Here is a 25,792-nt window from a genome sequence, read left to right as displayed (position 1 = left end):
TACGAGATAGTGTGATATGGAAGCCCCGAATGGGGCGAAACTAAGACTAACTAGTACCACACCTTCGGAGCTGTCAAAAAAATAAACAGTTACTTTTCCTTAATCCACCGACTCCATAAGCGTGCGGAATGGCATTGCTTTTTCGCCATATCGAGCCTGAGTCTCAAAACGTAATTGGTGTGCAAATCTGCTTTCGTACTCGATCAGCTTTTTAGTGTTTTCCGCATAAAACTGTATCGCGTAGTTCGTCACGTTGTCATCTGGGCTATTGAGTAATCGAAAGAATTTGTGCTCAATAAATAAGCCCGTAGCGAAAATATCAGGAATGTGAGTGCCTTTCATCCACTGGACAAAATCCTCTTCGATCTCATTGGAAACGGTGAAAGTGATGTTGTAAAGTATCATATCGGGGGATTTTGGCTGGAATTTCGTTTTTTTGCAAACAGATTTGCGATTCCAAAGTTAGGAATCCCAAGGCTAATAATAGAATTTACTCGAACCAAAGCTCCTCAAACTATGCATAAAATAGCCCAGGCTCCTCCAGAGGCACAGAATAAGCGATTGACGATTTCGAAAATCGTGGTGGTAGCCTTGTATGTTGTGGGTGTCATAGGCCTGAGTTTACCTGAGTACCGAGACTTATTTCTGCAACTTACGCCTGCTCAGCTTTTGCTTAGCTTGGTCATTTTACTGGGTTTTCACAAAGGCTGGTCGGATGCCTTTCCGATCTTCGCCACAGCGGCATTTTGGATTGGATTTGGTGCTGAGGTATTGGGAATTCACACTGGGTATTTATTTGGTGACTACGTCTATGGTGCGACTTTGGGACCGAAACTCTGGGAGGTGCCGATAGTGATCGGGGTGAACTGGTTCCTTCTAGTCTATCTGACTGGGACGGTTTTCTACAAAGTGACGGACAATGATTATTATGCCGCCTTGCTGGGAGCCACCGCCATGACAGTGATCGATTACATCATGGAGCCAGTGGCCGTGGCCTTGGATTTTTGGTACTGGAAGTTTGATATTATCCCTGCAGGGAATTACTTTTCTTGGTTTGGAGTAGCCTTTTTGATTCACCTGATTTACAGAAAGGCCAATTTCGATAGAGAAAACCCACTTGCTATTTGGATGCTAATGGCGATGATTCTCTTCTTTACTATATTGAATTTTACGCTTGGACTTTGAAATCAATTTTAATTGCTCTGGGTGGACAGAGACCAAGGACTAAGCAATGACCTAGGAACAGCTTCTGGAGAAGCAGGATAACACTCAGTAGTATGCTCCTTGTTCTATGTGGTTATAAATTAACAAAACAAAAAAGACCCTTTGAGGTTGTTATATAGATGATTGAAGCAATTGCCTTTAGCATACTGGGATTTGTACTGATGGAGTTGTCTGGCTGGGCGATTCACAAGTATCTTATGCATGGGCCTTTGTGGGCGATTCATAAAACACATCACGAGCATTCAGATGCCTTCTTCGAGTTAAATGACCTGTTTTCTCTGTTATTTGGGAGTATTGCTGTGCTACTGATATTCTTGGGTGTTGGTGAATTGGACTATAGATTTTGGATGGGAGTAGGGATCAGCGCTTATGGAATGTTGTATTTCTTTCTACATGATGTCCTTATTCATCGTCGTGTGAAGTGGCTAGAGCGACCAAAAACCGGTTTTCTAAACGGGATTTTCAAAGCACATCAAGCACATCATCAGAGCAAAGAAAAGGAGGGAGCGGTATCATTTGGACTGTTTTTGGTGCCAAAAAAATATTTTAAGCAAACAGAAAAGTGAGCAATTACTCAATAAAAGATCTGGAGCAACTTTCGGGCATCAAGGCGCATACGCTTAGGATCTGGGAGCAGCGCTATAATCTACTCAATCCCAAAAGGACGGAGACAAATATCCGCTATTACGATGATGCAGATCTGAAGCTGATTCTGAATGTGGCCATGCTCAATGCCAATGGACTAAAAATCAGCAAAATTGCTGCGATGAGTTCTGTGGATATTTCTCAGGAAATCATCCGGCTTACCGATCAGTCTGTTGATCATAAGGATCAGATTCAAGCGCTTACCATTTGCATGATCGAGTTGGATGAAGTTAGATTTGAGAAAGTGCTCTCTACCAATATCCTCAAATTGGGTTTCGAAGAGACTGTGTTGGAAGTGATATACCCCTTTCTTTCTAAAATAGGACTGCTTTGGCAGACAGGCGCGATCAATCCAGCTCAGGAGCATTTTATCTCTAATTTGATTCGTCAAAAGTTGATCGTAGCTATTGATGGACAAATGGGGAATAGCCAAGGCAAAACTTTTATGCTGTTCCTTCCAGAAGGTGAACTTCATGAGCTTTCTCTACTATTCAGCTCCTACCTAATCAAAAAGCATGGACATAAGGTCATTTACCTAGGACAAAGCACCCCTCAAGCAGATTTGATCTCTGTGTACAACATGCAAAAACCTAATTACCTGCTCACGGTGATTACCTCCGTGCCAGCGGGTGATAAAGTTCAGGAATACGTGGACATGCTAGGCAGGGAATTTCCCAAATCCGAGATTTTTGTGTCTGGCTTGCAGGCATTGGAACAATCGCTTTCCATCCCATCCAACCTACGCTTACTCAGCTATGCAAAGGAAATAAAGGAGATTTTGCTAAGAATGGAAGCTCAGACTGTTTAGCTATTATTTTTATTGATTAAACAAAAGTATTCCTAGTGAATACTTTTTTTATGCCCAATTTTAGCGTGTAGAGCATATTTGCTGCATATTTCGCCTATGGATCTCAGTATTTTGTTTAATCAATTTTATAAATAATTAAACAGTTTCTTGTTATTTTGTTTAACCTATTGTAAGTTTGTTTAAACAAAATCACTTAGCCATGACCTCAATCGAATTCAGTTACTCTTTAGATCAGCTCTCAGGTGTACTAAAGCCCTTTGCTTTGAAATTGACCAGAGACCTTGACGATGCAAATGACTTGCTTCAGGACACGATGGTAAAAGCATTTACCAATCAGGATAAATTTGCCGAGGGCACCAATCTAAAAGCCTGGCTCTATACGATCATGAAGAACACCTTCATCACCAACTATCAGAAGATGGTTCGCAGAGCCACTTTCGTAGATACCACAGACAATCTCCATTTTATCAATTCCAGTGGTAGCCTAATAGAGAATTCTGTATATGGAGATTTTGCCATAGAGGATATCTACCAAGCGATAGACAAGTTGGACGAAATATTTAGCAGTCCTTTTTTACTATATTATAGAGGTTTCAAATACCATGAGATCGCTGAGCGTCTAAGCATTCCGATTGGTACGGTGAAAAATAGAATTCATATTGCTCGTAAGCATCTCAAGCAAGATTTGATGGTGTATAAACACGTAAATTAATCAGATGAAGCAAAAACATGCGGTGGTAATAGGTTCTGGATTTGCTGGCCTTTCTGCCGCCACGCACCTTGCTGCCAATAATTTTTCGGTCACGCTTTTGGAGAAAAATGATTCTCCTGGCGGAAGATCGAGGAAGTTTGAAACTGAGGGATTCACCTTCGATATGGGACCAAGCTGGTATTGGATGCCTGATGTATTTGAAGAGTACTTCTCTCATTTTGACAAAAAACCCGCAGACTATTACGATTTAATCCGCTTAGACCCTTCCTATTCGGTGATTTATGGGCAGGATGATATCTTGAATATTCCTGCGAATTTGGATGAATTCAAATCCATGTTGGAGCAAATAGAGCCCGGAGCTGCTGAGCAATTGGATAAGTTTTTGGCGCAAGCCAAGTATAAATATCAGGTTGGCATTCACGATCTAGTGAAGAAGCCCAGCCGATCATTACTGGAATTTACTTCCTTGACCTTACTGAAAGATGTAATGCGAATGGATGTTTTCCAGTCCATGGCGACGCATGTCAGGAAGTTTTTCAAATCTGAAAAAATCATTCGTTTGATGGAGTTTCCGGTGCTTTTCCTTGGGGAAACAGCCGAGAATATTCCTGCTCTGTATAGCCTGATGAACTATGCAGATATAGCTTTGGGAACCTGGTATCCCAAAGGTGGAATGCATGAGATTATCAAAGGAATGGTGACTTTGGCAGAAGAAAAAGGTGTAAAAATCCGCTACAATGCTGAGGTAGAAGAAATCGAAATTGAACGTGGTGAAGCTAGAAGTCTAAGACTGATCTCAGGAGAAAGAATCAAAGCGGATCTGGTCATCGCAGGAGCAGATTACCATCATGTGGACAGACATCTGGTCAATCCAAAATATAGCAATTACAGCGAGGAGTATTGGGATAAGCGTGTATTGGCGCCTTCCAGTTTGCTATTTTATCTGGGAGTAGATAAGAAGCTAAAAAATCTACATCATCATAATTTGTTCTTCGATGAACCTCTCGGCCCACACGCAGATGCGATCTATACCAATCCAAGATGGCCTGAAGCCCCCTTATTCTATGCCTGCGCACCTTCAGTCACTGACCAAACGGTAGCTCCAGAAGGCATGGAAAATCTGTTTTTACTTGTACCACTGGCGCCAGATTTGGAAGATTCGGAGGAGACTAGGGAGAAGTATTATGGGATGATTATGGATAGACTGGAGAAAATCACGGGTCAGGATATTCGATCTCATGTGATTTTCAAACGCTCTTATGCACATGCAGATTTCAAAGCTGATTACCATGCCTATAAAGGGAATGCCTATGGCTTGGCGAATACCTTGAAACAAACAGCCTTGCTCAAGCCTTCCCTGAAAAACAACAAGGTGAGTAATCTGTTTTACACAGGTCAGCTTACCGTCCCTGGACCGGGTGTTCCACCATCGCTGATTTCAGGCTATGTGGTTGCAAAAGAGGCAATTCGGGAAAATTCATAATTAAAAGATATATTTAGTATCATGGATGCAAAGGAGTTATTCAATCAATCGAGCTTAGAATGCGGTAAGCTGATCACTCAGCGGTATAGCACCAGTTTCACTCTTGGTATTCAAACCTTGGATAAAAAATTCCATGCTCCAGTTTATGCTATTTATGGTTTTGTGCGATTTGCGGATGAGATTGTTGACACTTTTCATGAGCATGACAAAGCCAAATTGCTTGCTGAGTTCAGAGAGTCAACATACAGAGCGATAGATTCTGGACTTTCCTTAAATCCTGTTTTGCATGGTTTTCAGTTGATCGTGAATAAATACGAGATTGATTTAGATCTGATTGAGTCATTCTTCCAAAGCATGGCGATGGATCTAGATTTCCAAACGTACAACGACAGCAAATACTTGGATTACATCTATGGTTCTGCTGAAGTAGTGGGTTTGATGTGCCTGAAGGTCTTCGTAGAAGGAGATTCCAATATGTATGAAGCGTTGAAAATCCCAGCCAGAAAACTTGGTTCAGCATTTCAAAAAGTGAATTTTCTACGCGATATCAAGAGTGATTTTGAGGAGCGGGGAAGAGTGTATTTTCCTGGTGTTTCATTCGAGCTATTCGACAAGGTGGCCAAAGGGAAGATTGAAGTAGATATTCAACAGGATTTTGATGAAGCGCTTATTGGTATTTCAAATTTACCAGATGGCGCAAAATTAGGCGTGAAAGTAGCCTATTTCTATTATCAAAAGTTGTTTGATAAAATCAAAGGCCTCTCTGCAGACACCATCACGCACAAGCGTATCAGGATCCCAAATTCACAGAAGTTCTCCTTACTGATTGGGACTTATTTTGGTAGTAAACTCGGCCTCAGTTGATATGGAAAAGTATCTGTATCTAGGCGTAAATTTATTTGCCATTTCATTTCCCCTTATTCGATCTTTTGAGCCAAAAATCAGGTACGCCAGCAAATGGTCATCCTTATTTCCAGCGCTATTGATCACGGCTACCTTCTTTTTGATCTGGGATCACTGGTTTACAGCTATTGGAATTTGGGAATTCAACCCAAGATATTTACTAGGAATATTCATTTTCCAACTTCCCATTGAGGAATGGCTCTTTTTCATTACCGTGCCTTTTGCCTGCGTCTTTATCTACGAAGTACTCATCTACTTCTTCCCAAAAGACTATTTCAAGCCGCTAGGGCAGCCTTTTGTAATACTGATGATACCGATTTTGTTGATTATGGGATTTCTGAATCTTGACAAAATGTACACCTCTGTGAATTTCTTTGTGGGGGCTTTTGCACTTGGCCTTCACTGGGTGATTTTCAAGGATAAGTTCCTTGGCAGGTTTCTATTTGCATACTTAGTTCACCTGATTCCCTTTATTATTTGCAATGGTATTCTCACTGGTGGTCTTACTCCTGAGCCAGTCGTGATCTATAATAATGCAGAAAATCTCGGCATTCGGATCTGGACTGTTCCTATAGAAGACACGATTTACTCCATGACATTGCTGCTGATGAATGTTTCTTTATTTGAATTTTTCAGATCTCGAAAAACAATTCAATCTACCTAAGGTTATTAAAGTATGAAGAATCTTCAAGTACAAATCGATGCGCATTCTGGCTTTTGCTTTGGTGTGGTGTATGCCATAGAAATGGCAGAAGATATCTTGGATGAGGCTGGAGTTTTATACTGTCTTGGCGATATCGTACATAATGACGAGGAGGTAAATCGACTAAAACGAAAAGGACTGAAAATCATAGATCATGAGGTATTGAAAGATCTTCGTGATGAAAAAGTCTTGATTCGGGCACATGGAGAGCCGCCTTCTACTTACCAACTGGCGATTGAAAATAATCTAGAACTAATAGATGCCAGCTGTCCTGTGGTGCTCAAACTTCAACATAGAATCAAGAATTCTTTTGACAAAGGAGATTCGATTTACATCTATGGGAAGCATGCGCATGCAGAAGTGATCGGCTTGCTGGGTCAGACCAATAACAAAGCGGTGGTGTTTCAGGACATTTCCGAGTTGGATCTGGATACCCTACCAAATAACATCACACTCTATAGTCAGACTACCAAAAGCACAGACAAATTCTATGAGATCAACGAGATCTTAAAAAATGCTGGAATCACCGTAAATACCAATGATACGATATGCAGGCAAGTGTCCAATCGCGATCGAGAACTACGTGATTTTGCCGGAAAATTCGATCATATTGTCTTTGTCAGTGGCACCAAGTCTTCCAATGGAAAAGTCTTGTTCAACGTCTGTAAGGAGACCAATCCAAATACCTATTTTGTGTCAAATTCAGCTCAAATTGAAACTTCTTGGTTTGGGGAGAATGATCGCGTAGGAATCTGTGGAGCGACTTCCACTCCTATGTGGCTGATGGAACAAGTGAAGGAAAGGATCCTGACTTTTTGAGAAAACATTCCCAAATTGCTAGTATGAAGTCTGAGTTCACACATGCGTCTGTTGACCCCAAAGGGATTTTAATCGCCTTGGCTATTATAGGCCTGTGGTTTTTGAGCTTGATTGCTTTACTGAACTATCAGATTTCTTGGACTGATCCCCTGATTTACCTAGGAGTCTTAATCCAAATGCATCTTTATACTGGCCTTTTTATTACTGCTCACGATGCTATGCATGGCTTAGTTTCTACCAACAAAAAACTCAATAAGGCGATTGGCTGGTTCACAGCACTACTCTTCTCCTATAATTTTTACAGCAGACTCTTCCCCAAGCACCACGAGCACCATCGTTTTGTAGCCACAGATCAAGATCCAGATTACCATGATTCAGATAATTTCTTCGCTTGGTATTATAGTTTTGTCAAACAATACATCAGCATCTGGCAGCTAGTTCTGATGGCAGTGACATTTAATATTTTAAAGCTCTTTCTCCCTGTGGATAACTTAATTGTATTCTGGATGTTGCCTGCTGTCTTATCCACATTTCAGCTCTTTTACTTTGGGACTTACCTTCCTCACAAAGGAGAAAATAATAACAAGCATCATTCCTCTACTCAAGCAAAAAACCACTTCTGGGCTTTTGTCAGCTGTTATTTTTTCGGCTATCACTATGAGCATCATGACTCACCTGGCACTCCTTGGTGGAGGCTTTGGAGAGAGAAAGAATAGCATCCATCACATCAACATTACTTTACATACCAGTCACCAACTATTACCAATGAGGTCAATTTCACTTCTTTTCAACTTTTTATTTATTTCAACTTTGGCATTTTCACAGGGAATAATCCGTGGGAAAATCATCAATCCAGTCAATAATGAGCCTGTTGCATTTGCTAATGTGCTGGTATTGGAAACTGAGTTGGGAGCAATTTCTGATGAAAATGGGGAGTATGAAATCACAGACATCCCCCCAGGATTGTATAATGTGCGTGTAAGTTTTGTGGGTTTCAAGAATAAAACTGCCTTCGAAGTTCAGGTGACCTTAGCTCGTCCTGTGCAGTTGGATTTTGAATTGCTAGAGGATGCATCGGAGCTTTCTGAAGTGGTGGTTAGTTCAGAGTTTTCTCGTTCGGAGGAGACGCCACTTTCCGTGCGAAAACTAAACGCCAATGAGATCGAGCGTTACCCAGGTGGTAATCGGGATATCTCGCGCGTGATACAGTCATTTCCAGGAGTAGCGAGTACCCCAAGCTTTCGAAATGATATTTTGATTCGTGGTGGGGCACCCAATGAAAACAAGTTTTTCATCGATGAGATTGAAGTTCCAGTGATCAATCATTTTTCTACCCAAGGTTCCTCGGGTGGGCCAGTAGGGATTTTGAATGTGAATTTGATTAAAAATGTGGACCTCATCGCAGGGGGATTTCCAGCCAATCGTATGGGAGCGCTGAGTTCCTTCTTCGAATTTCAACTTAAGGAAGGACGTCGAGACAAAATGGCAACTCAGCTGACCGTTGGGGCATCAGAGCTGACCTTATCTAATGAGGGTCCAATTGGGGAGAAAACCACCTATTTGCTTTCGGCTAGGCGCTCCTATTTGCAGGGTCTTTTCAAGTTGCTTGGCCTACCTTTCCTTCCTACATTCAATGACTTTCAGCTGAAGACTACTACCAAGCTCAATGACAAAACTGAGCTGACCTTTATAGGTGTTGGAGCGATAGATAAGTTTGTGCTAAATGAGGCTGTGCCCGATAATGAGACGGAAAAGGAGCAAGAGAATAGACTCTATTTGTTGGATGTGCTTCCGGTGCAAAATCAATGGAATTATGCGACAGGACTGAAATTGAAGCGGTTTAGGGAGAATGGCTTTTGGACTTTTGTGCTCAGTAGAAATATGTTAAACAATCATTCTGTGAAGTATGCTGGCAATGATGAAAGTTCTAAGGAAAACTTACTTTTTGATTATTTGTCCCAAGAATCTGAGAATAAATTCCGTGCTGAAAACAGTTTTTTCGGCAAAAACTATACTTTAAAGTATGGAGGTAACTATGAATATTCCCGGTATTCTATAGAGAATTTTGATCGATCTACCCTGGCAGCTGAAGGAGAAATCGTCGTGGAAAAATCCGTCACTCATTTCAATTCTTATGGGGCATTTATCTCCGGAAGTAAAAACCTCTATGGGGAACGTCTTTTGCTGACCGGTGGTATTAGAGTAGATGGGGCAGATTTTGGGGAGAAAGCGCAAAATCCATTGAATCAGATTAGCCCTAGAATATCTGCCTCTTACCAATTGAAGCCAAATTTGTTCCTTACTGCTAATGCTGGTATTTATTACCAAAAACCTCCATATACGGTTCTTGGCTATAGAGAAAAGGGGGAATTGGTAAATCAGGAAAATGATGTCAGGTATATACGGAACTCTCAAGTAATAGCAGGAATAGAGCTTCAATCTCCGATGAAAAACAGGAGGTTTACAGCAGAAGCATTTTACAAGCATTACAGCAATTATCCCTCTTCTATCAGAAATGGTATCTCTCTAGCAAATCTAGGAGCTGATTTCGGTGTAATTGGAAATGAACCGGTTGAGTCCAACTCTAAAGGGAGAGCATATGGTTTGGAGTTATTGGCACAGCAACGTTTATACAATAATTTCTATGGAATAGCTTCTTTTACACTAGTTCGAAGTGAATTTACCAATCCAAATACTATTGGATATGCGCGTAGTTCTTGGGACAATCGCATCATCATCAGTCTTACAGCAGGAAAGAGATTTGGGAAAAATTGGGAGATCGGTGCTAGGTGGCGATATGTAGGAGGCACTCCATATACGCCATATGATTATGCGGAGTCAAGTTTGATTTCCAATTGGGATTTGCGCAATCAAGGTATTTTAGATTATACTAATATTAATGCGAATAGCCTTGCTGGTTTTCACCAATTGGATCTGAGGTTGGATAAAAAGTATTACTTCAAAAAATGGAATTTGAATTGGTATGTAGATATCCAAAATGCCTATAATTATAAAGCTGAACAGCCACCTATTTTAGTTCCAGTGCGTGATAGTCAAGGAGATATTTTGGTGGATCCTAACGATCCCACCCGATATCAATTGAAATACCTTAGCAATCCGGCAGGATCAGTTTTACCTACTGTTGGCTTGATCGTAGAGTTTTAATTTTTGCCAAGTGCCTCAAGTAATTTGATAATGCGATCGGACTTGTCTTCGATTTTATCAGAACTATAGATGTATTCTACCCACTGCTTTTTTTCCGGTTCGGAAAGCTGTTCAAAAAGCTCAAACTTACCAGGATCATCTTTGAGGCAATCTATAAGCTCCTGAGGGACTTGATCTGGGATTTCTTCTTGATACAGATTGACATGCACAACATCCCCTTCCTCTTTGCCGATTTTTGTACGAATTGGTTTAGCTACAGGAAGAAAAATGAAGCCATTTCCCATGGGCATCAGGTGTTTTCCCTCAAAGGAATGATTATCGAGGGTTCCAGAGACTTTCATCATACCAAAAGCCTTGGAAGAGGGCATGATTTCCTTGGGGAATTTGACAAAAGTCCATCCTCCTTTCCCTTGGAAACGCTCTAAAAGATAATTGCCTTCGACTAAAAGTTGCATAAAAGAAGAGCAGATAAAAACCTGCTCTCATTAATTAGTGTATAGGAAAGTATTGCTTAAAATGATAATATGCTACTTTGCTAGTAATTATAATTTAGCCAAATGGCCTCTTATTCTTTAGAAAACATATCGAAGGTATAAGCCAAATATTTTATATAATATGTATATCCGCTTTTCTACCAGTTAGGTGGCAAAAGCAATGTAAGATATGTTAAACTTAAAAATTGAGGCCACTTCGGTCATCGGTCATCGGTCTTCCAGCCTGATAAGCAAAGAATCTAAGGTGACTGGCATCATTGCGGATAATCATACTTTATAAATAAGGCTTATACAATCCTTATATATTTCTTAAGATATTATTCATTTGGAGAAAGGTATTTGTAAACAACTCCTGCTAATACCGCTCCTACAATAGGCGCTAGCCAAAATAACCAAAGCTGCTGCAGGTAAATTCCTCCAGCAAAAATAGCCTGAGATGTACTTCTTGCAGGGTTTACAGAGGTATTGGTCACTGGAATACTAATTAAGTGGATGAGCACTAGACAAAGTCCAATCGCAATCCCAGCAAATCCAGCAGGAGATTTAGGATAGGTAGAACCTAAAATAATGGTCAGAAACATAAAGGTCATCACCACCTCAGTCACGAGTGCCGAAACCATGTTGTACCCTCCAGGAGAAGCCTCACCATAGCCGTTGGAAGCGAATCCACCCAAATCTACTCCAGCCTTGCCTGTGGCAATCACATATAAAATAGCTGCACCAGCCAATCCGCCCAATACCTGAGCGATAACGTACCCAATGACATCCTTGCTTTCAAATCGCCCGCCTACCCAAAGGCCTATCGTCACGGCTGGATTGAGGTGGCATCCAGAGATATGGCCAATTGCATAAGCCATGGTCAAAACAGTAAGACCAAATGCTAAGGCAACGCCCACGAATCCAATCCCTAGTTCTGGAAAAGCTGCAGCTAGTACCGCACTTCCGCAACCTCCAAGCACTAGCCAGAGGGTTCCAATAAATTCTGCTATAAGTTTTTTCATAAAAATTATGGGTTAGTAATATATGTTACAATTGAATGTAAAAATTTTATTTCAAAAAATGTAAACATTCATGATGAAGATTTTGTGTCTGAATGATTAACAATGGGTTTCTAGATGAAATTGCCACAATTTGGCTTATTTTTTTCTAGAAGGGGAGGAAAAGAATAAAAAATGCTGCTACGGAAACAGCAATTTAAAACGACTTGGAACTCCTAGCTTTTTACTTAAACTTACTGAGAAGTTTGGCTACTTTGGATTTATTCTTTTTCGCCCAGGGCAGTAGTTTCTGGAAAATTGCAAATTGCAAGGGCTTCAACACCCAATATCTAGGTTCAGTAATTTTAATGAGTTCACCTCCAAAACCTTCTTTGAAGCGAACCACTCCTTCACTTCCGCCGATAGAAATATCATAGAAATCATAGCCTTTCTGCACAGCCATTTGAATCACCTGATCTTGAAGGTAATGTCCTACCATCAAATCCTTTTTTTCTCTTAAAGTCGCTCCCATGATGTAATGGAGTTTCTTGCCAACATCAAAAATGATCAGTGCTCCTTTAAGGCTCTCTTCATTTTTGCAACAGGCGATAAAACACTGTTTTTTATTTATTAACGAAATGAGTGTGGGTCCAAAATCATTCCAGGTACGGACCGAATAGCCTTGGTTTACGGCATTTAGCTCGATCAATTCATAGGCTTCCTTGATTTCTGCCTCGGAGCTTGGGAGATATAATTCATTGCCCATTCTACCGGATTTGTTTACATCCCGCCGAGTAGCAGCCTTGTAGTTTGCTCTTACCTTTTCGTAAGCATCAGCCTCTCCAGGGAAAAGATGTACCGCTCTAAATCCGATGATTCCGGCGACGTATTTGAATATTAAACCTTTTTTTACTTTCGAAAAAAGAGCCTCAGTAAGCTTGTAGCTAAGTAAATGCTGGGATTCTGCCTGATCTTTGGAATATGCTGCGGGCAGAGAAAGCTGTGCCATAAATGCTCCTTTTGCCTTAGCTTTTGTTTTGAATTCAGCAATTATTTCTTCAGCAAGATTATCATGGCCCTCGTTAATAATCGGTCCATAGGGAGCCACAAGAATTTTCAATGGGCCCATTCCAGCCAGCACAAGGCCCAATCCACCAAGGATAATTCCATCGGAATCTTTGGCAAGAAGCAGTTCAGGACTAAAGCCATAAGCCCGGTAACTTTCTAGCCAAGCCTGTGTCTGAAGGTATATTCCTCTAGGGTTTTCTTGGAGAAATTCATCCCAAAGTCTCCAGTCTTCCTGTGCTTGAGTCCAGTAGAGTTTTGTCACTGTCAAAAATTTTGTGATTTAAGTTCAAAGTTGCTCCTAAGTCCGTAAAGATTCAAATGATCGAGAGAAAACCTTTAGTTATCTCTTAATCGGTAAGGTTAAGCTTTCACCTTTCTTTCATCAATTAGGATGTTTCAGCAGTCCTATTCATTTACTCCAAAGGAATTAAGAATGCATCTTATAATGTCTTTATTTCCATAGTATTGGACAAGATTGAACGTTATTTATGAGCCTAATTACCCTAACAAAAATGAGCTCTATTTGTCAATCAGCTTTCCATTTACGATTACATTTTTCACTTCAAAGCCATTTACGAAGGAAGGTTCAAAATCAGCTTTGGTAGCGCGGATGTTCAAGTTTTCGAAGGTGAAATCCGAGAGCCGATCATGCTCAGTAATAGCTACGTCGAAAAAAATATCACAGTCCAGATCAATATTTTTCATGGTGATATGATCCGAATAGGAGAGTGGTACTTCTTCTTTTCCTTTGAGATCGAAAAACTGAGTCCAGGGCTTTACATAGAGAAAACTACGCGCCTGCCCTTTGATATTTTCCACGGTAATATACTCGTAATGCTGCGGAGTATCTGGTCGCATTTTTAGCCAAAGTAAGCGCACGGCATCTTGAACTTTGATGTTTCGCATGATCACATTTTTATTGTGAATCGATTCGCTGCCATTGGTCAATGCTGAATGACAAAAGCCAAATTCGCTGTCCTCAATGATGATATTGGTGTTCTCACCGTTATTTGGGTCTTCGTCAGCCCATGGTCCTTTGCCGCCTTTGAGCGCTATGGCATCATCATTCACCGCGAGGTAGCAACCTTTGATCAATACGTTTGACACCACATCCAAGTCAATAGCATCTGTACTAGGAGCTTTTACAGGTTCGTGGGGGGAAGTGATGGTGAGATCAAGTAGTTTGATATTATTGCACTGATAGTAATGACTAGACCAGAAGCCAGCATTGATCAATTTCACATCCTGTACCTGTACATCGTTGCTTTTCCAGACGAAGAGCAATCGAGGTCTGGAGACTTCCAGATTGGTACAGTTGGGGTCTTCTTTTCTACGCTGCCAAAATGCCTCCCAGAACTTCAGACCATTTCCATTGATAGTGCCTGTACCAGAAATCGTGAATCCATCTACTCCATAGGCATTGACCAAAGCGGCATAGTAGTCCAGGTTTTGACCCTCCATTCGGGAAGGAATCAAAGGATAATGGGCGATATCATCAGAACCTTTTAATACGGCACCTTCGGCTACATGAAGATGTGTATTTGGCTTGAAAAATAAGGCACCACTAAGGAAAGTGCCTTTTGGGACGATCACAACTCCGCCAGTTTTAGCAGCTTGGTCAATTACAGCTTGTATTTGCTGGGTTTGCAATAGGCTACTGTCGTTCTTCACGCCAAAATCGGTAAGCAGATATTGCTTTCCAAGATCTTCCAGTTTCACTTTGGAATAGTCATGAAACCATGGTGAAATGGGAGTACCATCAGGCCATAGATCCTCTGATTTTTCTTGAGAAAAAGCTGGCTGGAGGATTATAATAGCAGCTATGAGTGCCGTCAATAGGTTTTTCATCAATTTTTGGGAATTATTGGACTACTTCATCCGTAAATACTATTACCTTAAGATCGCATACAAGATATAAAAAGCTATGGAGATTGGTATCAGTTGCTGTCCTGTCTCAACCTGCTAAAAGTCCGGTGTTCCTATAATTTACTTCCCTGAATTAGGATGGAAGCTTTGATAGATTGCTCTTTGAGATGTAGGAATTTTTTGCGGTTCTCATCAAGTTTAAAGTCTTCAAAATCCTGCATAGTCTCAAACTCAACCAAATGAACTTCATAAGGACGCTCCATGGAGCTTTCTATGCAACTCTCAGCAGTTGGTCGGAGTCTCAATAGAAGTTTTCCATTGTACTTGGCGATGGTGGGGATGGCGATCTCCTCAAACTCATGAAAGATGCTCTCTTGACCCTTGATGATATATATTAATTGTGTGATAAATAGCATTGGATTTTTTGAAGTAAAGAGACTGAAAATCACTTTATACTTTGTAGCTGATTGGCAGCCTTTTTATAATATTTTGCCCAAATCATTATTGCTGGACTGTAAAAGGCGTAAAGCATCCCTCCTAAAAATGAGGCCCAGCCAATGGAATATGGGCGAATCATCCAGACTAATCCGATCGAAAGAAGGGGAACGGTAAACATTATAATTATTCTGGTTCGCTGAAATCTAGCATGTAGCAGCTCATAGGGATTTAGAGCCAAACTATCCTTTTTGATAATTGCAATATTGTAAAACCAAAAGAGGACGAAGTATAAGGCAAAGGCTATAGAACCGTAATAAATCATCAAATCTGGGATTTCAATAGGCGAGATCTGCAAGGAAAGATCAGTTCCAAAAATCAAATTGGTGAGAAAGAGCGTCAAAAAACGCAAAGGATAAACATAAAATATGATCAGGGCTATAAATAGGGAGTTGAGAAAAATTAGCCATGATCCTCTCATGGTATAGATCTCCGAAAAGCGTACATGCTCCTGCCAAATGACTATAAGAAACCCAATACTGATCAAAAATGCTGGAAGTGTCTTTGTAAAAACTATTAAGTCCTCTAGTGAATTTGGGCTGGCCAAATTAAAAATTAAGAGAGTCACTGCAATCCCAAAAACAGCATCCGTCAGGTTATCTAATCTTGAAGGGCTTTCTCCTCGATAGGTTATGTTTGGATCTCTATCGCTAGATTTAAAAAGCTTATTGCGCATAGTAACTTGTTTTAATTCCTTAATATAATCGATTTGGACTGGTAGAAAAATTCGGAAAAGTGATCTGAAGATGCATGGAAACAGAATATAGCTCAGCCAGCCGTGGAATTACTATCAAATTAGCTTACAGCCTGATTTGAAAAGGCTTTCGGATTTATTTGCTTTTTGAGTAGAGCGCCTTCAAAGCGCCTGTGGACCAGAGCGCCCAAAGGACCAAGACTGGCTGGAAAAACAATCTTATTAAGCGCTTTTGATCTGTATCTAATCCAAAGGCATCTTTTCCATCCACATATTGCGCAATATTTCCTGGGAAAATAAGCACATAAAAAATGGCGAGTGCTATCCCAAATTTCACCTTATGTGTTGACAAGAAAATCATCCCAAAACCTAAGACTAATTCTACTAGACCAGAGAGTATAACCACTAAATCTTTGCTCATAGGAACCCATTCAGGTACTTGCGATTGGAATTCCTGTCTTTGCAAAGTTAGATGCCCAATAGCCGCCCAGATCATAAATGCTCCTAGGATAATTCTCAGTACATTTTGAACTGTCGACGTTTTAGGATTGAGCATAGTTCAGTAGCTAAAAGGCTGTTATAAATATTCCTGATATTGTTCAAGGAAAAAATTCCTGATTACTCCATTTTCCAGAAGATGATTCCTCCCGCTTGCTTACCCATATCTACAGAGGCCACTTTTTCTGCCTTTTGGATATCAATTACATCTAAGGTACCTGGTTCACCACCTATACCTTCTACAGAAATGAAAGCATATTTGCTATCTGAAGAGATCGAAACTCCATGCGCCACCTTTCGGGTATTTTTCACTCTTGGGAGTTCCGAGTTGCTTTCCAGATCCCAAATGCCAGTTTCTCCGCTTCCTTTATAGGTGACTACCAAATAGCGACCATCTGGAGATACATCACAATTGTAAGGTGCTTTGCCTGTTTTAAATCGGTTAGTGATCTCCCACTTTTCCAAATCCACTTCCAAAACCTCATCAGTGCCATTGCCAGCCACATAGACTTTTCCATTGGTAGGATGCGGCATAGCCCAGGTGGGTTTTACTTCGCTATGATACATTGGAGCAGCTTCTGTCATCATGCCATGTCCCATTTTAGAATGATCCATTCCCCCCATGGCTGCTCCATCTTCCTCCATTCCATCTAAACTCAGCTTACGGGTCACTTTCAATTTGGTGGTGGAAATTTCAAATAACTCTCCAGACATCATACCCACTGAATAATGAAACATGCCATCAGATGAAATTCTGGATCCATGAGGCATTACTCCTGTTTCTATGCGATCTATTTCGATCATTTCTTCTGGGTCCACGACGGACACTGTACTCGGCAGCATGTCACCATGAAGGTCAAAGTTCACGCAGTATAATAGTCCTGTTGCCTTCGAAATCTGAAGTGAAGCGGGGAAAAGCCCCAATTTCACCGTATTCACCACTTCATTTGTCTCGGTGGAATACTTGTATAGGGTTCCATAAGGATTGCCATGGGCAAGAGAGAGGTACCAATATTTGCCATCAGGACTTATATTTATCCCATGTGGTCCTTCTATCTCAGCTGGCCATATTCCTACTTGAATAGTTTCTTCTATAGTCGCATTTTTCCCATCAAATTTGATAAGTGCAACTTCATCTTCCGACTCTGCAGTGACATATACGTAGTAATTCTGCGCATTTGCCGCAAAACTAAACGTAAGAGCTGCGATCAGAAGGAGTGACTTAATCATGCTTATTTTTAGAGTGAGTTGACACATACAGATTCTACTTAGCTTCTTCTATCTTGGAGTTTTCTGGTATTACAGGTTGCAACTTGGCAGACCAGAGTCCACTGTTCCAATCTGAATAGAAAATATGCCCCTTGTGCGGTTGCGCGCCCCAGGTGAATGGAGCATTTGATACATAGCCATCAGGGTCTGCTGGTACAATCCAGGCGATTTCACGGCCTTGGCGATTGAGATCTCCCAAAAGTTCTCCACTGATATCCACTACGCGTACTCCTCCATTGTAGAAGGCAGCATAAAGAATATCATCTTCAATCCAGAAATTGTGTGAGCCTGCAAGAGGCACCTTAAACCAGGCAACTTCTTTTGGGTTTTTGAGATCAGTGAAATCTATGACGTGTAAGAATCCAGCTGCTCTACCAGGCTTGCGTCCATCTGGGTCTAGACCATAAGGGAATTCTTCATCACCTAGGATCACATAGAATTTACCTGTCTTTTTATCCCTGTAAGGGAAAGCAGCATGGTTTGAACCACTTGGGTAGGCATAACTAGCAAATTGTACAGGATTGGCTGGTGTGCCACCTGCTATGCCATTTCCCACATCCACTAGCTGTACTCCGTCAGACCAATTGGAGGAATAAGCGATTCCATCTTCAACCCACACATCGTGAATGGCATGTCCTGGTGTATCCAATTCAAACTCTCCGACGATTTTTGGGTTAGCAGGATCTTCAATATTAATGGAGTAATACTTTCTCCCAGCACTCAAGGCATAGACGTGATTTTGATAGATAAATACATTGTGTACTCCTCCAGTGAGATTTTCAGAGAATTCGGAGATGATTTTGGCATCTCTAGGATTACTTACATCGACGATCACTAAGCCATTTTTTCTATTAGAGGCTCCTTCTCTTGAAATCACTGCTACTTTTCCGTCCTCGGATACTTTTACATCATTCACTGTCCGCGCATCCACCTTCACCGAATCTATCAATTCGATTCCTGCTGGATCAGTCACGTCCCAGAAATATGCAGAACCATCCGAACCCCAGGTTCCAGTGACAGCATAATCTCTACCATCTACTCCTTCCCATACCCAAAGATCAGAAGTGTGCTTATCGTTGACCGATCCTTGGCCTATGAGATCAATTTGACGAGTGATGTTTCGATTGTTTGCCTGTATTGTCACCGATGCTGCTGCTGGACCACAGGTTGCATTCAAGACGTAGAGTCCTGGCTCATCGGCCACGAATTTTCCTTCCTGGGTAATCAATCCCGAGGGAGCCGCCGATACATCGAAAGACTCTCCAGTAAAGGAGAAATTGATCGGCGCATCTGCAATCTCATTTCCATGTTTGTCTAATGCCACAGCAGTCAGTGTAAAGACATCACCTGACCTACCTTCTACCATATCGGATTTTAAATGAATCTCAGCAATAGGGTTTTCTAGTACATCTACCTCTAGCTTTTGCTCCACTCCATCCACGGATGCAGTGATCATCACTTTTCCTTTTTCCTTGGCAATCAATTTGTCGAAAGGGGCTATGCCCACTTTACGCTCATCTGAGGAAGTTAATTTGACTACTTTTTCCGGTCTTTCAAACCCTGCCTTGTCAGTCACTTTGATTTCCAATGGAACAGTAACTCCGGCATACACATGCTCAGGGAGGGGGGCAATTTCTACTTTGGAGATTGCTGCAGGCGCTACCGTTACTTTGATATTGGATCTCAATTGAGGATCACCTGGGCTGATTACAATTACATCATACTCTCCGTGTTTGACGGCCGTAGCCATGCCGGTGCTATCCACTACCGTTAAGGCACGTGAATTTGTAGAATAAAAGATAAACTCTCTATCAGCTACTTTCTTTCCAGATGCATCTACCACAGCAGCGCCAAGCTGCATAGTTTGGCCGATGTTCATGGAAACATCCTTAGAACTTACTTCAATAGATAAGTCTTGTGCTTGTAGAAAACCTACAGATAGCAATAGTAGAAAAGCGAAGATTAAAAACTTTTTCATGGCTGGGGTTTTAGATGGATTTTGAATTTAGCGAATCCTGCATGCCAAACCTTGTAAAGTTTGGCAAAATGTTAAGTGTACAGCTGTTTTGCTATCCGGCTATTGCTGAATACTTTTCATAATAAACTCAACGAGTGGGGTAGGATCTTTCAATGAATGTGGATGATGTCCAATACCCTCTTTAGGTATTAGTACGATTGTTCCGCCAGCCATTCGGAACTGCTCAGCAAGCAAAGCTGTGTTTTCTTCATAAGGAACTACTTCATCCGAATCGCCATATACGTGGATGACGGGAATACCAGCTTTGGCAACTTTGATACTATTATAAATAGGAATTCCTTTGAATTCCAACACTGTATTGGCATCTAATCCATAAGCAGCTAGACACCTTTCCCAATCTACAGGGCTGCCTTTACCGGCATACAGTCCGCCCGGCCAACTCTTGATATCGCAAACGGGGGCATCTGCGTAAATGCTAAATACTTTCTTGGTGTTTTGAGCCGCCCAATTATAAATAATCAATCCACCTCGACTCATTCCTTCTAGCACCACTTTTTTGTTTAGGCCATAGTTCTTTCGGCAGAACTTGTAAAAGTTATCCCAAATCTCCACAGCCTCATCATTTCCATAGAGGTTTGCCACATCTACATAGACTACATGAAATCCTCGATCTAGCAATGCCTTGTCTAATTGTGGTTCATGCCCCCAAAATCTAGCTCTCCAGATCCACAGCTTCTCAGCATTGGGCTTATTTGGAAAAATTACCTTGGCATCGTGTCCTTCAAAGGAAAACTGCTCGGATTTATATTCAGGGAAAGTAGGGTCTTGCGCATAAGAGCTCAAGCTGATCAAAATGGCTAGGAGGGTAAAAAGTAAAGGCTTCTCAAGTTTCATCTTTTGATTAAGATCGTTTAGATCAAAAAGGTAAGGGTTTTCAAGGCGAATAGAAATAAAAAAGCGACTGAGAATCTAATCCCAATCGCTATTTGAATTTGTAAGAAGTTCGACACGCGGACTTCTTTAAAGATTCTATTGAATCCCTTTGGCAGCATCCTGATCCATAAACCAGATCAGATCTCCATGCGATGGCTGTACCAAATTTGCTGGATAGCTCGCGAAATCCTTTTCTTTTTTGATGATTTCCTGCACTTTCTCCGCTTTCCCGGCACCAGTTACTAAGAAGGCAACTGCTTTGGCATTATTTACGATTTTCCCTGTGATAGTCACTCGCTTTTGGCCTGAGTCGGGGTGCGTAGCTACCACACAGTTCTCTGGAGAATCCCAAAGTGAAATGGAATTTGGGAAAATGGAAACGGTATGTCCATCATCGCCCATGCCGAGCATGACCAAATCAAATTGAGGTATATCATTCAACTTTGGAAGCTCAGCATCCAATACCTTGCTATAGCGAACAGCTTCTCCTTCTGGCTCATTTTCTCCCAGAACTCGATGGATATTAGTAGCAGGAATCTCGATCTTCGATAGCAAATGATCCACTGTCATTTTGTAATTGCTTTCTGAATCAGTAGGAGAGACACAGCGCTCATCTCCCCAGTAGAAGTTGATCTTTGACCAGTCGATTTCAGTACCAAAGTGCTCTGCCAAATAATCAAAAATAATCTTTGGCGTGCTGCCTCCGGAAAGTGCGATGTGGAGGGTCTGATCGCTGGCTGCCAAGTCTCTGAAGTATTCAGAAAACTCCTTGGCAACTTGATCTTTGGTATCGTATATCTTAATCGTCATTAGTCTAGTAGATTTATGAAATCCCTACTTATGCAGCATTTGGGACTTTATTATAATGGTTTGAATTTCTATTTCACTCTCTGCCTACCTGCCTGGCAGGCTTCAGAGCTTTGAGATAGATAAATTATCCAGCCTTTCAGGCGGGGCTATGTTATCTAGGGATTTCAGCTAAATGTTTATCAACTGCACTCTCTGAGATCACGGTAGTTATCGGAACTCATTGACCTCTGTGCTGATTTTTAATCTATAAAATACAGAAGCCTGTTTCGTCAGTTAGGCGATTTCCTGGATTTCTCCAGCCGAAGTGACCTTCAAACATATCATCAGAATTTCTTGGCCCCCAAGTTCCTGCTGCATACCCATACGTTGGGACATCCTCATTTTCCCAGTATTTCAAGATCGGATCTACAAATCTCCAAGCAGCCTCCACCTCATCAGCTCTGGCATAAAGCGTGGCATCACCTTGCATCGCATCCAACAGTAATCTTTCGTAGGCATCCATAATCTCCGCTGAGTCTAAGTCGGAGTAGTAGAAATCCATATTAGCCTGCTCTACATGGAATCCTAGACCAGGGACTTTCACTCCGAACTTCATCAAGATTCCTTCATCAGGCTGAATCCGGATGATGATCTTATTATCTTTTTTGTAAACATCCTGACTTTTGAACACCTCATGAGCTGGGGATTTAAAGTGGATCACCACTTCCGTCACTTTAGTAGGCATATATTTGGCAGTGCGGACATAGAAAGGAACGCCTTTCCAGCGCCAGTTGTCCACAAAAAACTTAACCGCAGCAAAGGTTTCTGTCTTAGAGTTAGGATCTACACCATCTTCCTCCCGATATCCTTTTACTTTTTTGCCATTTATTGTTGAGGCTACATATTGGCCTTTCATTGTATGAGTAGCAAGTTCTTCATCGCTTGTCATTACACGAAGTGATTTCAAGGCTTTAACCTTCTCATCACGAATTTCCTCCGCGCTGGAATTAATCGGTGGCTCCATTACGATCAGCGAAACAACCTGAAGTAAGTGACTTTGGAACATATCCCGAAGTGCACCCGACTTGTCATAATATCCACCACGCTTTTCCACGCCTACAGTCTCAGCATTGGTGATTTCCACATGATGAATGTATCGGCGATTCCAAGTCGGCTCAAAAATAGAATTGGAAAAACGTGTTACCAATAAGTTTTGAACGGTTTCTTTCCCCAAATAATGATCAATTCTATAGACCTGAGGCTCTTTGAAATACTTGTGCAAACCTGCATTCAGCTCTTTTGCGGTAGCCAAACTGTAACCAAATGGCTTTTCCACAATGATTCGTTTCCAGCCATTTTCTTCGGTGGTCAAACCAGCTTCGCAAAGGTTCTTAGCAATTACCTCATACAAACTTGGAGGAGTGGATAGGTAGAAAATATAGTTCTCATCACAACCTTTTTCCTTATTTAGCTTTTGAATTCTCTTCGCCAAGCCATCATACTTGCTATCATAATTATCGCCCAAATCTTCATAAAACATCTTCTCAGCAAAATCAGCGATATAGGCTTTCTCTTCCTTACTGATTCTATCCTTCAAAAACTCACTTTCCTGAACAACTTTCTGGCGGAATTCTTCATCAGTCATTGCACTTCTGCTCGCCCCCAAAACCACAAAATTTTCGGGAAGATGCTTACCCTTGTACAGGTTATATATTGCCGGAACCAGTTTTCGTGCAGTCAAATCACCTGACGCACCAAAAATTATAAGCATCTGGTTTTGTGTTTTCTTCATCAGTACGGGCGTATTTTTATGTTTTTTGTATTAAAACCTAGCTTTAGGCGGTCACAAATTTATCAATCTTACTAGAAAGCCAACCTTCAATCCATTAATTTTGGAATCAAGAGACGCAAAAATAACCCATATTTATTTCTAACCTTGCAAGCGCTAAGGCATAGGAGCAAATTTGAAAAATAACAAATAGAAAAGATGGAGAACACAAATTATGATTTTGGATTAGTTGGCCTTGGCGTGATGGGGCGAAATTTTATTTTGAATGTCGCCGACAATAATTTCAAAGCTTTTGGCTACGATCTGGATCCGGAGAAAGTGGATGCATTGAAAGAAGAAGGAGGAAATCTGGAAAAAGTGAGTGCTTCAACTGATATCAAGACTTTTGTGGAGGCATTGACTTCGCCAAGGAAAATCATGCTTCTAGTTCCAGCGGGAAAAATCGTAGATCAGGCGATTGAAAGCCTACTTCCATTATTAGACAAAGGTGATATCATTATAGATGGTGGGAATTCATTTTTCACCGATACGGATAGAAGAGAGGCATATTTGAAAGAAAAAGGAATTCACTTTTTTGGTTCTGGGGTTTCTGGTGGAGCAGAGGGAGCGAGAAAAGGACCGAGTATCATGCCTGGTGGAGACAAGGAAGCCTATGCTCATGTGAAACCAATTTTCGAAGCAGTTTCTGCTAAATATAAAGGCGAACCATGCGTGGCTTACCTAGGACCAAAATCAGCTGGGAATTATGTGAAGATGGTGCACAACGGCATTGAGTACGCCATGATGCAGTTGACTTCTGAGATTTATGACCTGCTGAAAAAGTCCTGTGAACTATCCAATGAAGAACTTCACCAAGTTTACGATACTTGGAACAAAGGCCGTTTGCAATCATTTCTGGTAGAAATTACTGCTGAGATCTTTACTCAAAAGGATGAGTTGAGCAGCGCTGATTTGGTGGATATGATTCTGGACAAAGCCAAGCAAAAAGGCACAGGCAAATGGACTTCTCAGAATGCTATGGATTTGGGTATTCCTGTTCCGACCATCGATATGGCGGTAAGTATGCGTGAGATTTCTGCTTTGAAAGACGAGAGAGTTCAAGCGGACGAGCTATACTCCCGACCAGAAGTAGCACATATCGCCAAAGAAGAATTGATCGCTCAAGCAGAGCAAGCATTATATTTCTCTTTCATTATCGCTTACTCTCAAGGTTTGCATCAGCTCATGTATGCTTCCAAGGATTACGGCTATGACCTGGATATGTCCACCATTGCTAAGATCTGGAGAGCAGGTTGTATTATCCGTGCGGGATTGTTGGCGGATATCGCGGAAGCTTATACCGCGGATAATTCCATCCCGAACTTGCTGCTTTCGCCTTCCTTTGTACCAAAAGTTCAAGGCACTTTGCCTGCAGTTCGTCAGGTAGTTGCCTTCGCTGCGAAAAATGGCATTCCTGTTCCAGGACTTTCCTCGGCATTGAGTTACTTCGATGCTTACACTTCGACTAAATTACCATTAAACCTGATCCAAGCTCAGCGTGATCACTTCGGTTCGCATACCTACGAGCGAACTGATCGTGACGGGATCTTCCATACGGAATGGGGGAAATAAGAGTTGGCAGTGGTCAGTTTTCAGTCACAGTCTCAGTATGCAAAAGCTCGTTGGTGAATCCGACGAGCTTTTGTCTTATCAATGTCTGTGAATCCAGCTTCTGGAGAAGCAGGACAACAACAGAAGTGGGGAAAAAATTTGTAGGTAGTTTTAGAAGCTAGTGATCAGTTTTCAGTCGCAGTCTCAAAAATTACTAGTATCAATAAGGCAAAATCTCGCTAAGAAAATTGGCGAGCTTTTGTGTAATCAAAGTCCGTGAATACAGCTTCTGGAGAAAAATAAATTGGAGAAACTGCTAAATCGAAAAGTTGATTTAGTTGAAGAACAGATACTAAAAAACCCTGTACTAATAAGGTCAATCGAGCGCAATAAGCAGCAGATATATGGATGAGAGAATTGAAAAATGAATTTTAGGTATCTTATAGGAAATAGTCCAGCTTCTGGAGAAGCAGGACAACAACAACAACAAAATTACTTCTTGCGCACTCTGCGATCCCGATAGCCATCGGGACTCTGTGCTATCTGCGGTTAAACCCGCATTATGCATTAGAATAATTGAATGGAGGGCTTATGTTTTGAATTTGGGCAAATATCCCATCCATCCAAGGCCTCTTTTTAGCAGGTAATGAGATTTTCAATACCTGCTTATTGGCATGATTTACCTTCCATGCTCCTAATGCAAAGCAATAGGATTTCAGTGTTTTTAAGGTGGCCCGATTATGATGATTCAGCGCAAAATGACGGAATAAACTCATTAGGTTATAAGCTACCATGATGAATCTGAACGAGGCTTCTGTTGCCCAGAAATCCTGTAAGCAAAAACTTTCCAGGCCAAAATCATCCTTGAGTTCTTTGATTCTGTTTTCACA

The 25,792-nt window shown here is 41.3% G+C and carries 25 protein-coding genes; 11 read left to right on the top strand and 14 right to left on the bottom strand.

Annotated features, from left to right (window positions below):
* Nucleotides 1-99: 99 nt before the first annotated feature.
* Entirely contained in the window at nucleotides 100-405 is a 306-nt protein-coding gene (locus LV85_RS20390) for a DUF4286 family protein (RefSeq protein ID WP_111322918.1), read from the bottom strand.
* Nucleotides 406-516: 111 nt separating this feature from the next.
* Here LV85_RS20390 and LV85_RS20385 point away from each other — a divergent pair, with 111 nt between their 5' ends.
* From LV85_RS20385 to LV85_RS20340, 10 genes are all read left to right on the top strand, one after another.
* Nucleotides 517-1,185 carry a carotenoid biosynthesis protein gene (locus LV85_RS20385; protein ID WP_111322916.1) on the top strand — a complete coding sequence of 223 codons (669 nt, stop codon included), beginning with the start codon at nucleotides 517-519 and terminating at the stop codon, nucleotides 1,183-1,185.
* Nucleotides 1,186-1,343: 158 nt separating this feature from the next.
* On the top strand, nucleotides 1,344-1,790 hold the full coding sequence (locus LV85_RS20380) for a sterol desaturase family protein (RefSeq protein ID WP_111322914.1): 447 nt from the start codon (nucleotides 1,344-1,346) through the stop codon (nucleotides 1,788-1,790).
* Nucleotides 1,787-2,677 carry a MerR family transcriptional regulator gene (locus tag LV85_RS20375; protein WP_111322912.1) on the top strand — a complete coding sequence of 297 codons (891 nt, stop codon included), beginning with the start codon at nucleotides 1,787-1,789 and terminating at the stop codon, nucleotides 2,675-2,677. The genes LV85_RS20380 and LV85_RS20375 overlap by 4 nt, the downstream gene beginning before the upstream one ends.
* Nucleotides 2,678-2,876: 199 nt before the next feature.
* Nucleotides 2,877-3,389 carry an RNA polymerase sigma factor gene (locus LV85_RS20370; RefSeq protein WP_111322910.1) on the top strand — a complete coding sequence of 171 codons (513 nt, stop codon included), beginning with the start codon at nucleotides 2,877-2,879 and terminating at the stop codon, nucleotides 3,387-3,389.
* A 4-nt stretch (nucleotides 3,390-3,393) separates the two neighbouring features.
* On the top strand, nucleotides 3,394-4,872 hold the full coding sequence (locus LV85_RS20365) for a phytoene desaturase family protein (protein ID WP_111322908.1): 1,479 nt from the start codon (nucleotides 3,394-3,396) through the stop codon (nucleotides 4,870-4,872).
* 21 nt (nucleotides 4,873-4,893) lie between these two features.
* Complete coding sequence (locus LV85_RS20360) at nucleotides 4,894-5,736, top strand: phytoene/squalene synthase family protein (protein ID WP_111322906.1); 843 nt, start codon at nucleotides 4,894-4,896, stop codon at nucleotides 5,734-5,736.
* 1 nt (nucleotide 5,737) lies between these two features.
* On the top strand, nucleotides 5,738-6,439 hold the full coding sequence (locus LV85_RS20355; RefSeq protein ID WP_111322904.1) for a lycopene cyclase domain-containing protein: 702 nt from the start codon (nucleotides 5,738-5,740) through the stop codon (nucleotides 6,437-6,439).
* Between the two features lie 12 nt (nucleotides 6,440-6,451).
* Entirely contained in the window at nucleotides 6,452-7,297 is an 846-nt protein-coding gene (locus LV85_RS20350) for a 4-hydroxy-3-methylbut-2-enyl diphosphate reductase (protein ID WP_111322902.1), read from the top strand.
* 23 nt (nucleotides 7,298-7,320) lie between these two features.
* Nucleotides 7,321-8,013 carry a fatty acid desaturase gene (locus tag LV85_RS20345; protein WP_111322900.1) on the top strand — a complete coding sequence of 231 codons (693 nt, stop codon included), beginning with the start codon at nucleotides 7,321-7,323 and terminating at the stop codon, nucleotides 8,011-8,013.
* Between the two features lie 49 nt (nucleotides 8,014-8,062).
* Nucleotides 8,063-10,462, top strand: a complete 2,400-nt coding sequence (locus LV85_RS20340; RefSeq protein WP_111322898.1) for a TonB-dependent receptor — start codon at nucleotides 8,063-8,065, stop codon at nucleotides 10,460-10,462.
* On the opposite strand, the gene LV85_RS20335 is transcribed toward LV85_RS20340, so the two are convergent.
* From LV85_RS20335 to zwf, 12 genes are all read right to left on the bottom strand, one after another.
* Complete coding sequence (locus tag LV85_RS20335; RefSeq protein WP_111322896.1) at nucleotides 10,459-10,917, bottom strand: DUF1905 domain-containing protein; 459 nt, start codon at nucleotides 10,915-10,917, stop codon at nucleotides 10,459-10,461. The genes LV85_RS20340 and LV85_RS20335 overlap by 4 nt on opposite strands.
* Before the next feature lie 356 nt (nucleotides 10,918-11,273).
* The gene (gene aqpZ, locus LV85_RS20330; RefSeq protein ID WP_111322894.1) at nucleotides 11,274-11,957 is read right to left on the bottom strand and encodes an aquaporin Z; all 684 of its coding nucleotides are present in this window, start codon (nucleotides 11,955-11,957) and stop codon (nucleotides 11,274-11,276) included.
* A 220-nt stretch (nucleotides 11,958-12,177) separates the two neighbouring features.
* Nucleotides 12,178-13,263, bottom strand: a complete 1,086-nt coding sequence (locus LV85_RS20325; protein WP_158531217.1) for a lipid II:glycine glycyltransferase FemX — start codon at nucleotides 13,261-13,263, stop codon at nucleotides 12,178-12,180.
* A 257-nt stretch (nucleotides 13,264-13,520) separates the two neighbouring features.
* Nucleotides 13,521-14,849 carry a rhamnogalacturonidase gene (locus LV85_RS20320; protein WP_111322890.1) on the bottom strand — a complete coding sequence of 443 codons (1,329 nt, stop codon included), beginning with the start codon at nucleotides 14,847-14,849 and terminating at the stop codon, nucleotides 13,521-13,523.
* 131 nt (nucleotides 14,850-14,980) lie between these two features.
* A complete protein-coding gene (locus LV85_RS20315) occupies nucleotides 14,981-15,283 on the bottom strand; it encodes a DUF1330 domain-containing protein (protein WP_111322888.1) in 303 nt (100 codons plus the stop codon).
* 29 nt (nucleotides 15,284-15,312) lie between these two features.
* Nucleotides 15,313-16,038, bottom strand: coding sequence for a TMEM175 family protein (locus tag LV85_RS20310; RefSeq protein ID WP_111322886.1), 726 nt, complete (start codon nucleotides 16,036-16,038; stop codon nucleotides 15,313-15,315).
* A 154-nt stretch (nucleotides 16,039-16,192) separates the two neighbouring features.
* Complete coding sequence (locus LV85_RS20305; protein WP_111322884.1) at nucleotides 16,193-16,612, bottom strand: DoxX family protein; 420 nt, start codon at nucleotides 16,610-16,612, stop codon at nucleotides 16,193-16,195.
* A 62-nt stretch (nucleotides 16,613-16,674) separates the two neighbouring features.
* Nucleotides 16,675-17,784, bottom strand: a complete 1,110-nt coding sequence (locus LV85_RS20300; RefSeq protein WP_245942390.1) for a YncE family protein — start codon at nucleotides 17,782-17,784, stop codon at nucleotides 16,675-16,677.
* Nucleotides 17,785-17,818: 34 nt separating this feature from the next.
* Nucleotides 17,819-19,801, bottom strand: coding sequence for an Ig-like domain-containing protein (locus LV85_RS20295; RefSeq protein ID WP_111322880.1), 1,983 nt, complete (start codon nucleotides 19,799-19,801; stop codon nucleotides 17,819-17,821).
* 99 nt (nucleotides 19,802-19,900) lie between these two features.
* Entirely contained in the window at nucleotides 19,901-20,695 is a 795-nt protein-coding gene (locus LV85_RS20290) for an alpha/beta fold hydrolase (protein ID WP_111322878.1), read from the bottom strand.
* A gap of 135 nt (nucleotides 20,696-20,830) precedes the next feature.
* Nucleotides 20,831-21,544 carry a 6-phosphogluconolactonase gene (gene pgl, locus LV85_RS20285; protein ID WP_111322876.1) on the bottom strand — a complete coding sequence of 238 codons (714 nt, stop codon included), beginning with the start codon at nucleotides 21,542-21,544 and terminating at the stop codon, nucleotides 20,831-20,833.
* A 244-nt stretch (nucleotides 21,545-21,788) separates the two neighbouring features.
* Complete coding sequence (gene zwf, locus LV85_RS20280; RefSeq protein ID WP_111322874.1) at nucleotides 21,789-23,315, bottom strand: glucose-6-phosphate dehydrogenase; 1,527 nt, start codon at nucleotides 23,313-23,315, stop codon at nucleotides 21,789-21,791.
* A gap of 195 nt (nucleotides 23,316-23,510) precedes the next feature.
* On the opposite strand from zwf, the gene gndA reads away from it, so the two are divergent.
* On the top strand, nucleotides 23,511-24,923 hold the full coding sequence (gene gndA, locus LV85_RS20275; protein WP_111322872.1) for an NADP-dependent phosphogluconate dehydrogenase: 1,413 nt from the start codon (nucleotides 23,511-23,513) through the stop codon (nucleotides 24,921-24,923).
* A gap of 539 nt (nucleotides 24,924-25,462) precedes the next feature.
* On the opposite strand, the gene LV85_RS20265 is transcribed toward gndA, so the two are convergent.
* A partial coding sequence (locus LV85_RS20265) for a transposase (RefSeq protein ID WP_111322870.1) occupies nucleotides 25,463-25,792 on the bottom strand: 330 nt, incomplete at its 5' end.

The organism is Algoriphagus chordae (genome assembly GCF_003254055.1).
In the GTDB taxonomy this organism is placed as follows: Bacteria; Bacteroidota; Bacteroidia; order Cytophagales; family Cyclobacteriaceae; genus Algoriphagus; species Algoriphagus chordae.
This window is presented reverse-complemented; position numbering and strand designations above follow the sequence as displayed.